Here is an 11,119-nt window from a genome sequence, read left to right as displayed (position 1 = left end):
GGGCCTGCGATCGGAGGCCGCCGTTCGGGGGGACGGATCAGAGCCGCAGCAGGGTCTTGGTCTCCTGCAGCTGCACGATCTGCGCGTTCAGCTCCTGGCGCTTCTGCTGGTCCTCGGTCGCGTCGTGGGCGAGCTGGGCCGCCTCGATGTCGCGGTCGATCGATTCCGGCGTCAGCTCCTCGATCGGCGCGGCGCGCTCGGCGAGCACCGTGACGCTGGTCGGGCCGACATCGGCGAAGCCGCCGCGCACGTAGATGCGCTTGCCGCTGCCCTGGGACTCGGTGACCACGATGACGCCGACCCGCAGGGTGGTCAGCACCGGGGCGTGCCCGGGCAGGACGGTCATCTCGCCCTCCGAGCCGGGCAGCTGCACCGACTCGACCTCGCCGGAATACAGCGACCGCTCGGGGCCGACGAAATCGAAGTGGAAGGTGGCCATCGCCTGAACTGTTCCCGGATCCGAGAGGCTTGCCCGGCCCGCGCGCGGGCCGGAGCCGATAGAGCGCCCCTCCCCGGAGAGCGGGAGGGGCAGGACGGCCTTAGGCGGCGGCCTTCAGCTTCTTGGCCTTCTCCTGGGCCTCCTCGATGGTGCCGACCATGTAGAAGGCGGCCTCGGGGAGGTCGTCGTAGTCGCCGTTCACGAGGCCCTTGAAGCCCTTGATGGTGTCTTCCAGCGCGACCTGCTTGCCGGGCGAGCCGGTGAACACCTCGGCCACCGAGAAGGGCTGCGAGAAGAAGCGCTCGATCTTGCGGGCGCGGGCCACCGTCAGCTTGTCCTCCTCGGACAGCTCGTCCATGCCCAGGATCGCGATAATGTCCTGGAGCGCCTTGTAGCGCTGCAGGGTCTGCTGGACGCGGCGGGCGACCGAGTAGTGCTCCTCCCCGAGGATCGTCGGCGAGAGCATGCGCGAGGTCGAGTCGAGCGGATCCACCGCCGGGTAGATGCCCTTCTCGGCGATCGAGCGCGAGAGCACGGTCGTGGCGTCGAGGTGGGCGAACGAGGCGGCCGGCGCCGGGTCGGTCAGGTCGTCGGCCGGCACGTAGATGGCCTGCACCGAGGTGATCGAGCCCTTGGTGGTGGTGGTGATGCGCTCCTGCAGGGCGCCCATGTCGGTGGCGAGCGTCGGCTGGTAGCCCACCGCCGAAGGGATGCGGCCGAGAAGCGCCGACACCTCGGAGCCCGCCTGCGTGAAGCGGAAGATGTTGTCGACGAAGAAGAGCACGTCCTGGCCCTCGTCGCGGAACTGCTCCGCGATGGTCAGGCCGGTGAGCGCGACGCGCGAGCGGGCGCCGGGCGACTCGTTCATCTGGCCGTAGACCAGGGCGCACTTGGAGCCCTCGGCCGAGCCGTTGTTCTCCTTCGGGTTCTTGTTGACGTTGGACTCGATCATCTCGTGGTAGAGATCGTTGCCCTCGCGGGTGCGCTCGCCGACGCCGGCGAAGACCGAGTAGCCCGAGTGCACCTTCGCGATGTTGTTGATCAGCTCCATGATCAGCACGGTCTTGCCGACGCCGGCGCCGCCGAACAGGCCGATCTTGCCGCCCTTGGCGTAGGGGGCGAGCAGGTCCACCACCTTGATGCCGGTGACGAGGATCTGCGCCTCGGTCGACTGCTCGTCGTAGGCCGGGGCCGGCTGGTGGATGGCGCGGTAGGTGTCGGTGACGACCGGGCCGGCCTCGTCGATCGGCTCGCCGATGACGTTCATGATGCGGCCGAGCGTGTTCATGCCGACCGGCACCTTGATGGGCTCGCCGGTATCGGTGCACTCCTGGCCGCGGGTCAGGCCCTCGGAGGTGTCCATCGCGATGCAGCGGACGGTGTTCTCGCCGAGCTGCTGGGCCACCTCGAGCACGAGGCGGGCGCCGTTGTTCTTGGTCTCGAGCGCGTTCAGGATCTCCGGCAGGTGGCCGTCGAACTGCACGTCGACGACGGGACCGATGACCTGGGTGATCTTGCCGACCTTGTTGGAGCCGGTGCCGGGGAGAGCGGTGCTGGCCATGTGTGCGGACCCTTCGATTCTGTTGCGGACGGGAGCGCGCGCGGCGCGCTCGGGATTGTCGTGACGATCAGAGCGCCTCGGCGCCCGAGATGATCTCGATGAGTTCCTTGGTGATCATGGCCTGACGCGTGCGGTTGTAGATCAGCGTCTGCTTCTTGATCATCTCGCCGGCGTTGCGGGTGGCGGAGTCCATGGCGCTCATGCGCGCGCCCTGCTCGGAGGCGGCGTTCTCCAGGAGTGCGCGGAAGATCTGCACCGTGAGGTTCTTCGGCAGCAGCGCGTCGAGGATGGACTCCTCGTCGGGCTCGAACTCGAGCGCCGCGTCGGCCCCGGCGCCCTTGGTCTGGGCCTGCGGCAGCTCGGCCGGGATGATCTTCTGCGCGGTCGGGATCTGCGAGATCACCGAGCGGAACTCGGCGTAGAACAAGGTCGCGACGTCGAACTCGCCCGCCTCGAAGCGCGAGAGGATGTCGTCGGCGATCTCGGCGGCGAACTCGTAGTCCACCGGCCGGTTGCCGCGGATGTCGCGCGAGGCGATGATCTGCTCGCGGAACTGGCGGCGCAGGACGTCGAGGCCCTTCTTGCCGACCGTGATGATCTTCACGGTCTTGCCCTCGGCCATCAGCCGGTTGGCGTGGTCGCGGGCGAGGCGCGCGATCGAGGAGTTGAAGGCGCCGGCCAGACCCCGGTCGCCGGTGCAGACCACGAGCAGGTGCACCCGGTCCTGGCCGGTGCCCGAGAGCAGGCGCGGGGCGCCGACGCCGCCGACGAGGTTGCCCGCGAGGTTGCCGAGCACCGCGGCCATCTTCTCGGCGTAGGGACGGCCGTTCTCGGCGGCCATCTGGGCGCGCCGCAGCTTGGCGGCGGCGACCATCTGCATGGCCTTGGTGATCTTCTGCGTCGCCTTCACCGAGGTGATGCGGTTCCGCAGGTCCTTCAAACTCGGCATCGAAGCGGTCCGGTGGTCTCAAGGGCCAGAGGCGGGGGCGCCCGAGGGTGCCCCCGCAGTTGATGCCGTGCGCTTACGCGACGCTCTTGGCGACGGACTCGACGACGCTCTTCAGCTTCGCGGCGTTGTCGTCCGAGAGGTCCTTCGAGGTGCCGATGGCGTCGAGCAGGTCCTGGTGCTTCGAGCGGAGCGTCGAGAGCAGCTGGTCCTCGAAGGGACGCACCTTCGCCACGGGCAGCTTGTCGAGGTAGCCGTTAACGCCGGCGTAGATCACCGCGACCTGCTCCTCCATCTTCAGCGGCGAGAATTGCGGCTGCTTCAGGAGCTCGGTGAGCCGCGAGCCGCGGTTCAGGAGCTGCTGGGTCGAGGCGTCGAGGTCGGAGCCGAACTGCGCGAAGGCCGCCATCTCGCGGTACTGCGCCAGCTCGCCCTTGATCTTGCCGGCGACCTTCTTCATCGCCTTGGTCTGGGCCGAGGAGCCCACCCGCGAGACCGAGAGGCCGACGTTCACCGCCGGGCGGATGCCCTGGTAGAACAGGTCGGTCTCGAGGAAGATCTGGCCGTCGGTGATCGAGATCACGTTGGTCGGGATGTAGGCCGAGACGTCGTTGGCCTGGGTCTCGATGACCGGCAGCGCGGTCAGCGAGCCGTTGCCGGCGGCGTCGCCCATCTTGGCGGCGCGCTCCAGCAGGCGCGAGTGGAGGTAGAACACGTCGCCGGGATACGCCTCGCGGCCCGGCGGGCGGCGCAGCAGCAGCGACATCTGGCGGTAGGCCACCGCCTGCTTCGAGAGGTCGTCGTACACGATCACGGCGTGCATGCCGTTGTCGCGGAAGTACTCGCCCATGGCGCAGCCGGCGAACGGCGCGATGAACTGCATCGGGGCGGCGTCCGAGGCGGTGGCCGCGATGACGATCGAGTACTCGAGCGCCCCCTGGTCCTCCAGCACCTTCACGAACTGGGCGACCGTCGAGCGCTTCTGACCCACGGCGACGTAGATGCAGAAGAGCTTGGCCTTCTCGTCGCTGCCCTGGTGGGCGGGCTTCTGGTTGAGGATCGTGTCGAGCGCGATCGCGGTCTTGCCGGTCTGGCGGTCGCCGATGATCAGCTCGCGCTGGCCGCGGCCGACCGGGATGAGCGCGTCGATCGCCTTGAGGCCGGTGGCCATCGGCTCGTGCACGGACTTGCGCGGGATGATGCCCGGGGCCTTCACGTCGACGCGGCGGCGCTCGGTCGACTGGATCGGGCCCTTGCCGTCGATCGGGTTGCCGAGCGCGTCGACGACGCGGCCGAGCAGGCCCTTGCCGACGGGCACGTCCACGATGGCGCCGGTGCGCTTGACGGTCTGGCCTTCCTTGATCTCGCGGTCGGAGCCGAAGATCACGATGCCGACGTTGTCCTGCTCGAGGTTGAGCGCCATGCCGCGCACGCCCGACTCGAACTCGACCATCTCGCCGGCCTGGACGTTGTCGAGGCCGTAGGCGCGGGCGATGCCGTCGCCGACGGACAGGACCTGCCCGACCTCGGAGACCTCGGCCTCCTCGCCGAAGTTCTTGATCTGCTCTTTCAGGATCGCGGAGATCTCGGCGGCGCGGATGTCCATCGTCGGGCCTCTTGTCTGGATCTGTTCAGTGTCGGTGTCGGATGCGGTGCGCCGGTCTTACCGGGCTTCGCGCATCGCGAGGCGGATGCCGTTGAGCTTCGTGCGGAGCGAGGCGTCGACCATGCGCGAGCCCATCTTCACGACGAGGCCGCCGATCAGGCTGGGATCGACGTGGAGATCGACCGCGACCTCGGCCTTGGCGATGTCGCGCAAGGAGGCCTTGATCTCCTCCAGCACCGCGTCGGAGGGCTTCTCCGCCACGCGCACCTCGGCGCGGACGATGCCCTTCGATTCCTGCACGAGGGCGCGGAAGGCGGTGATCATCCCGGGCAGCGCGAACAGGCGGCGGTTCGCGGCGGTGAGCCGGATGAAGTTCGCGGCGAGCCCCGTGACGCCGGCCTTCTCGATCACGGCGCCGATGGCGGCGGCCTGCTGCTCGGCGGTGAAGACGGGGCTCTTCACGAGGCGGCGCAGGTCCGCGCTCTCCTTGAGCAGCGCGTCGAACCGGTCGAGACCGGCGGCGACCTCGTCGAGCTGGCGCTCGTCTCGGGCCAGTTCGAACAGGGCGGAGGCGTAGCGGCCTGCCATGCCCGCGACGAGGGGACCTGCCTCGGAACCGTTCTGCGCCACCCGCCGCTCTCTCTTTGCCTTGCCCGCGGTTTCGTCCCTGGATCCGGGCCCGCGACGGGGTTCGGAAGGACGGCCGCGGGAAATGGGATTGTCCCGGGAAACCGGGGGCATAGAGACCCCTGCCCGGCGCGGCGACCGCCTAGCATGGCAACACGGTGGCACGCAAGGCGAGCGACGCTCGCGATCGGGTGGCGGCGGCGCGGCGGGTCGGACGGGCGTTCTGCCTCAGCGGCGCAGTCCGGCGGCGAGGCGGCTGGCCCAGGTGCGGATCGGGGTCTCGATCATCTCGGCCACGAGCACGCCCAAGATGACGGCGGCGACCATGCAGAGGAGCTGGGCGGTGAGGGCGTGCATTGTTTGTCCACAGGTCCGTGCCGCCCGGCGAATCCGGGTCCGGGCGCGGCCAGGATGGGGACCGATCCTTTCCGGAGGCTGACCTGGCGCGGGACCCGGCTCAGCAGGCGAGCCGGTCGCAGCGCCGGGTGCTGGCGATCATCCGGGCGAGCGAGCGGGCTCCCGGATGACCGAGGATCCCGGCGTTTCCGAGGACGTAGGAGGGCGTGGCGTAGAGCCCGAGATCGGCGGCCATGCGCATGTGGCTCTTGAGCGCCAGCCGCACCTCGTCGCTGTCGGCGACCGCCTCGATCTCGCTGGCCGGCGCGCCAAGGGTGCCGGCGAGCGCCAGCGCCGCCGGGCCGTCGATCCGGCCGGGCCGGCCGAGCAGCGTGCGGTAGAAGTCCCAGGCCACCGCCGAGCCGAGGCGGCGCTGGACGGCGAGCATCACCTTGGCGGCCTGGGCGGATTGCGGCGAGAGGATCGGGTTGTGCACGAGCCCGACCCGCAGGGCCGCGTCGCTGGTGTGGAGCGAGACGACGTCGGCGGCGGCCTTGCGGCACCAGGGGCAGTTGAAGTCGAAGAACTCGTAGAGCGCGGTCTCGGCCTCGCGCGGCCCCGCGTAGGTGACGCCGCGCAGAGCCGGGATCTGGCCGGTGATCTCGCCGGGCAGGATCGCGTTGGCGACCGCCTTGCCCTCGTCGTTCTCGACCGCGACGCGCTGGCCGTAGGATTGGGCGAGGCCGGCGCCGGGCGCGAGGCCCGCGCCGACGAAGGCCGAGAGAAGGTGGCGGCGGGTCGGGCGCATCGGGTCGGGTTCCGTCTCTCGGGGCGCCGGCCTTCTAGCGGCGCCTGACCGAGATGGACAGGCTTCCCGGCGGAACCGGGGCCGTCAGAGCAGGCCGGGCGGGCGCTCCCCGACCGCCCAGGCCAGCGCCTGCTCCAGCCGGTCGTTGCCCCAGAACAGCTCGCCGTCCTCGGTCAGGAAGCTCGGCGCTCCGTAGATCCCTCGCGAGCGCGCCTCCTCGCCCGCCACCCGCAGCCGGGTCTTGTTGGCCTCCGCGCTCGCGGCCTTGAGGAGCTGGGTGCCGTCGAGCCCGAGCGAATCCAGGATCGCGATCACGGAAGCGGGCTCGGCGATCGAGCGTCCTTCCGCGAAGCTCGCGCGGAAGACGGCCTGCGTGAAGGGGATCAGCCAGTCCTCGCCCTGCCCGAGGATCGCCGCGCGGGTGGCCGAGAGGCTGTTCTGCGGGAAGGGATCGGGGCGCGTCACCGGGGGAAGCCCGTAGCGGGCCGCCTCGCGCGCAAGGTCGCGCCACATGTTGCGGCCCTTGGCCGGGAACAGGTTGAAGGGCGAGGTCGTCCACCCTTGGGCGGCGAAGATCGGGCCGAGCAGGAAGGGCCGCCAGCGCACCGCGACGCCCGCCTCGGCCGCCGCAGCCTCGATGCGCATGGCGGCGAGGTAGGAGTAGGTCGAGGCGAACTCGTACCAGAACTCGATCGTCGGCTGGCGGGCCATGGGGAACGCGTCTCCGTACGGAGGAACCGGGAAATGCAAGCGCCGAGCCGTCGCGCGGGGGCGGCGGCGCGGCACCCGAACCTTGAGATGGGGCGGCAGCGCTGCAGGTCGAACGCCCCGGCCGGCACGCCGGTTGCAGCCCGAGGGTCCGCGCGATAAGCCGCCCGCGACCCCTGCCCTCCCGCTCCGGAACCCCCCGATGTCCGCTCCCGACCAGAAGCCCGTGAAGAAGGTCGTGCTGGCCTATTCCGGCGGCCTCGACACCTCGATCATCCTGAAATGGCTGCAGACCACCTACGGCTGCGAGGTGGTGACGTTCACGGCCGACCTCGGCCAGGGCGAGGAGCTGGAGCCGGCCCGCCGGAAGGCGGAGCTGCTCGGCATCCGGCCGGAGAACATCTACATCGAGGACCTGCGCGAGGAGTTCGTGCGGGACTACGTCTTCCCGATGTTCCGCGCCAACGCCGTCTACGAGGGCGTCTACCTGCTCGGCACCTCGATCGCCCGGCCGCTCATCGCCAAGAAGCAGATCGAGATCGCCGAGAAGGTCGGGGCGGACGCGGTCTGCCACGGCGCCACCGGCAAGGGCAACGATCAGGTCCGGTTCGAGCTCGGCTACTACGCGCTCAAGCCCGACGTCACCGTGATCGCCCCCTGGCGCGAGTGGGACCTGCGCTCGCGCGAGCAGCTGATCGCGTTTGCCGAGCAGCACCAGATCCCGATCGCCAAGGACAAGCGCGGCGAGAGCCCGTTCTCGGTCGATGCCAACCTTCTGCACGCCTCCTCGGAGGGCAAGGTGCTGGAGGATCCGGCCGTCGAGGTGCCGGACTACGTCTACTCGCGCACCCTCTCGCCGGAGGAGGCGCCGGACCAGCCGACCGTGATCACCATCGGCTTCGAGCGGGGCGACGCGGTCTCGATCGACGGGGAGAAACTCTCGCCGGCCTCGCTGCTCGCCAAGCTGAACGAACTCGGCCGGGCCAACGGCATCGGCCGCCTCGACCTCGTCGAGAACCGCTTCGTCGGCATGAAGAGCCGCGGCATGTACGAGACGCCCGGCGGCACCATCCTGCTGCCGGCCCACCGCGCCATCGAGTCGATCACCCTCGACCGCGGCGCGGCGCACCTGAAGGACCAGCTGATGCCGCAATACGCGGAGCTGATCTACAACGGCTTCTGGTTCAGCCCCGAGCGCGAGATGCTCCAGGCGCTCATCGACAGGAGTCAGGAGAAGGTGACCGGCAGCGTGCGGCTGAAGCTCTACAAGGGTGGCGTCCACGTGATCGGCCGGGAGAGCCCGAACTCGCTCTACGACCAGGACCTCGTCACCTTCGAGGAGGGTGCGGTCGCCTACGATCACCGGGATGCCGCGGGCTTCATCAAGCTCAACGCGCTTCGGCTGCGCACGCTCGCCCAGCGCAAGAAGCGCGAGGGCTGAGCTGATCCACCCTCCCCTGCAGAGGGGGAGGGAGATCGCGCGCTACGCGTAATCCCCCGGCGCGATGTCGGCGTAGCGCAGGAAGATCTGCAGGGCCGGCTGCATCGCGTGGTGCAGGCGACCCGCATCCTCCGTCGATCCACCCACGATCCGCGCCATCGAGCCGGCGAGATCCGCGTCCCCGTAGGGCGCGGCCGGATCGACGAACGGCACCGCCCGGCCCTCGTCCCACAGCACGGCCAGATGCCGGACCAGCGCGAGATGCGCCCCGTCCACGTCGAACGTGATCTGCTCCGGCGACGCACCGCCCGCATCGCGGAAGACGTCGCCGGTGCGGGCCGGATCGAGCTTCACCAGCGGGTTGTGGTAGGTGAAGCGCCCCGGCTTGAGCGTGGCGTGCCGCACGAAGGCCGCGAGCGCCGCGCCGACCGCGCGGTGCTCCTCCTCCGCGCCCTCGTCGTCGCCCGTGACGTTGGCGATGTCGCCGTCGCGGTCGGTGCTGCCGTAAGGGGCGTCCGGGTGGATCATCGGCGCGCCGTGTCCTTGCGGGTTCCAGGCCACCACGAGGCGGCGGATCAGGGCGATCCGCTCCAGGGTGATCTCGGTCTCGGGCATCGGGCTCTCCTTGCGTCGGGCCTCCATAGCCGATTTCCCGGCGCTGTCCTGCCCCCGCCGGACCCTCACGCCCGCGACGGCGTCAGCCCCGCAGGCAGCCCATCAATCCCTCGACCTGCCCCGTCCGGGCCTGGATCCGGCCCGCGATCGCCCGCACGGTGCGCGAGGGCTTGCCGGCGCTGCGCAGGATCGGGTTCGGCAGGGCGGCGGCCATCAGCGCCGCCTCCTGGCGGGTCAGGGCCCGCGCGTCCTTGCCGAACCAGTGCCGCGCCGCCGCCTGCGCGCCGTAGATCCCGTCGCCCCACTCCGCGACGTTCAGGTAGACCTCCATCATGCGCCGCTTGCCCCAGAGCGCGTCGAAGGCCGCCGCCAGCGGGATCTCCAGCGCCTTGCGGACGTAGGAGCGGCCGGGCCAGAGGAAGACGTTCTTCACCGTCTGCATCGCGATGGTGGAGGCGCCGCGGCTCGGACCCTCCTCGTCCTCCACCACGTCCCGGAGGGCCCCGAGATCGACGCCGTGATGCAGGCAGAAGCGCTGGTCCTCCGACGTCATCACCGCCTGGACGAGGTTCGGGGAGATTCCCGAGAGCGGCACGGCCTCGCGAGCCACCGGTTGCAGCGTCAGCCAACGGCCAAGCATCAGGGTTGAGGGCGGCGTCACCGCGCTATAGACGAGCCCCAGCGCGAGCACGAGGACGAGCCCGATGGCCGGGACGAGCAGGACGAGCCCGACGAGCCGGCGCAGGCCGCCCGGACCCGTCCGGCGCGTCGCCGCCCGTCGCCTCAACGGCCGCTCCTGCGCAGTCGCCGCCGGCCGGCGGGGCTCGACTCCGTTCTCCTCCGCCCGCACAGCGACGCGACTCACCCTCCCCAAGGCCACGTGACCATGACCTCCACCTCCTCAACGCAGGCGACGCCCGAATCGGTCAAGGTTGCCGGGACCCCGGACGCGTTTACCCACAAGCTTGCCACGGTGGCGGGCGAGGTCGAGCGCTTCATGGTCGATCTCCTCGACGGCGAGGTCCGCCCCGGCGAGATCGCGCGGCCCGCGCGGCTGATGGAGGCGATGCGCCACGCGGTGCTCGGCGGCGGCAAGCGCCTGCGCCCGTTCCTGACGGTCGAGACCGCCCGCATGCTCGGCGGCCCGGAGGCCGGGGCCATGGCGGCGGGCGCGGGGGTCGAGCTCGTCCACTGCTACTCGCTCGTCCACGACGACATGCCGGCGATGGACAACGACGACATGCGCCGCGGCAAGCCGACCGTGCACAAGGCCTACGACGAGGCCACCGCGATCCTCGTCGGCGACGCGCTCCAGACGCTGGCCTTCGAGATCACCGCCGACCCGCAATGGCAGGCGGATGCGGGCATCCGCGCCGACCTCGTGCTCGGCCTCGCCAAGGCCTCGGGCCTCGGCGGCATGGTGGGCGGCCAGCTCCTCGACCTCGCGGCGGAGGGCCGCTTCGGGCCCGTCTCCCTCGACGTGGACGACACCCTGCGCATGCAGGCGATGAAGACCGGCGCGATCCTGGCCTTCTCGGTCGAGGCCGGGGCCATCGTGGGTGGGGCGAGCGCCGACGAGCGCGCGGCGCTGCTGCGCTACGGCGTGGCGCTGGGCCAGGCCTTCCAGATCGCCGACGACATCCTCGACCGGGAGGCCTCGCCGGAGGCGATGGGCAAGGCCACCGGCAAGGACAAGGACGCCGGCAAGGCGACGCTCGTCGATCGCCTCGGCCTCGACGGCGCGCGGGCCGAGTGCGACCGGCTGGTCGGGGTCTGCGACGAGGCGGTGGCGCGCTGGGGCGAACGGGCGCAGACGCTGCGCGACGCCGCCCGCTTCACGGTGGCGCGCAAGGCCTGAGGACTTCGCTGTCCCGGCTCAGACCGAACGGCGACGGAGCCGCGACGCGGCCCCCTCTCCCTATGAGCAGGGCGATCGCATATGGCGGCAACCCGTCTCGGATTGCGCCCGAACCGCGCCGCGCCCCCTCTCCCGTGCGGGAGAGGGTTGGGGTGAGGGATGAGAACTCTACGG

The 11,119-nt window shown here is 70.6% G+C and carries 12 protein-coding genes; 2 read left to right on the top strand and 10 right to left on the bottom strand.

From position 1 onward, the window contains the following. Window positions 1-37: 37 nt before the first annotated feature. The 8 genes from AX737_RS05405 to AX737_RS05375 form a co-directional block, all read right to left on the bottom strand. Entirely contained in the window at window positions 38-439 is a 402-nt protein-coding gene (locus tag AX737_RS05405) for a F0F1 ATP synthase subunit epsilon (protein ID WP_066919619.1), read from the bottom strand. A 100-nt stretch (window positions 440-539) separates the two neighbouring features. Next, window positions 540-2,000, bottom strand: a complete 1,461-nt coding sequence (atpD, locus tag AX737_RS05400; protein WP_066919617.1) for a F0F1 ATP synthase subunit beta — start codon at window positions 1,998-2,000, stop codon at window positions 540-542. Between the two features lie 67 nt (window positions 2,001-2,067). Beyond that, on the bottom strand, window positions 2,068-2,949 hold the full coding sequence (locus AX737_RS05395) for a F0F1 ATP synthase subunit gamma (RefSeq protein ID WP_066919615.1): 882 nt from the start codon (window positions 2,947-2,949) through the stop codon (window positions 2,068-2,070). A 73-nt stretch (window positions 2,950-3,022) separates the two neighbouring features. Then, window positions 3,023-4,552, bottom strand: a complete 1,530-nt coding sequence (gene atpA / locus AX737_RS05390) for a F0F1 ATP synthase subunit alpha (protein WP_066919613.1) — start codon at window positions 4,550-4,552, stop codon at window positions 3,023-3,025. A gap of 57 nt (window positions 4,553-4,609) precedes the next feature. Next, window positions 4,610-5,182, bottom strand: coding sequence for a F0F1 ATP synthase subunit delta (locus AX737_RS05385; RefSeq protein WP_066919611.1), 573 nt, complete (start codon window positions 5,180-5,182; stop codon window positions 4,610-4,612). A 225-nt stretch (window positions 5,183-5,407) separates the two neighbouring features. Beyond that, a complete protein-coding gene (locus tag AX737_RS36955) occupies window positions 5,408-5,536 on the bottom strand; it encodes a hypothetical protein (protein ID WP_280949058.1) in 129 nt (42 codons plus the stop codon). 100 nt (window positions 5,537-5,636) lie between these two features. Further along, window positions 5,637-6,323: a DsbA family protein gene (locus tag AX737_RS05380; protein WP_066919609.1), complete on the bottom strand. Its 687-nt coding sequence runs from the start codon at window positions 6,321-6,323 to the stop codon at window positions 5,637-5,639. Window positions 6,324-6,407: 84 nt separating this feature from the next. Next, on the bottom strand, window positions 6,408-7,034 hold the full coding sequence (locus AX737_RS05375) for a 2-hydroxychromene-2-carboxylate isomerase (protein WP_066919607.1): 627 nt from the start codon (window positions 7,032-7,034) through the stop codon (window positions 6,408-6,410). Window positions 7,035-7,233: 199 nt separating this feature from the next. Between AX737_RS05375 and AX737_RS05370 the strand changes: the two genes are divergently transcribed. Next, window positions 7,234-8,472 carry an argininosuccinate synthase gene (locus tag AX737_RS05370; RefSeq protein WP_066919605.1) on the top strand — a complete coding sequence of 413 codons (1,239 nt, stop codon included), beginning with the start codon at window positions 7,234-7,236 and terminating at the stop codon, window positions 8,470-8,472. A 42-nt stretch (window positions 8,473-8,514) separates the two neighbouring features. On the opposite strand, the gene AX737_RS05365 is transcribed toward AX737_RS05370, so the two are convergent. Then, entirely contained in the window at window positions 8,515-9,087 is a 573-nt protein-coding gene (locus AX737_RS05365; RefSeq protein ID WP_066919623.1) for a hypothetical protein, read from the bottom strand. Between the two features lie 82 nt (window positions 9,088-9,169). Beyond that, window positions 9,170-9,832: a monofunctional biosynthetic peptidoglycan transglycosylase gene (gene mtgA, locus AX737_RS05360; protein WP_238230452.1), complete on the bottom strand. Its 663-nt coding sequence runs from the start codon at window positions 9,830-9,832 to the stop codon at window positions 9,170-9,172. 141 nt (window positions 9,833-9,973) lie between these two features. Between mtgA and AX737_RS05355 the strand changes: the two genes are divergently transcribed. Beyond that, window positions 9,974-10,945 carry a polyprenyl synthetase family protein gene (locus AX737_RS05355; RefSeq protein ID WP_066919603.1) on the top strand — a complete coding sequence of 324 codons (972 nt, stop codon included), beginning with the start codon at window positions 9,974-9,976 and terminating at the stop codon, window positions 10,943-10,945. Window positions 10,946-11,119 lie beyond the last annotated feature (174 nt).

The organism is Methylobacterium sp. CCH5-D2, from assembly GCF_001556475.1.
In the GTDB taxonomy this organism is placed as follows: Bacteria; Pseudomonadota; Alphaproteobacteria; order Rhizobiales; family Beijerinckiaceae; genus Methylobacterium; species Methylobacterium hispanicum.
This window is presented reverse-complemented; position numbering and strand designations above follow the sequence as displayed.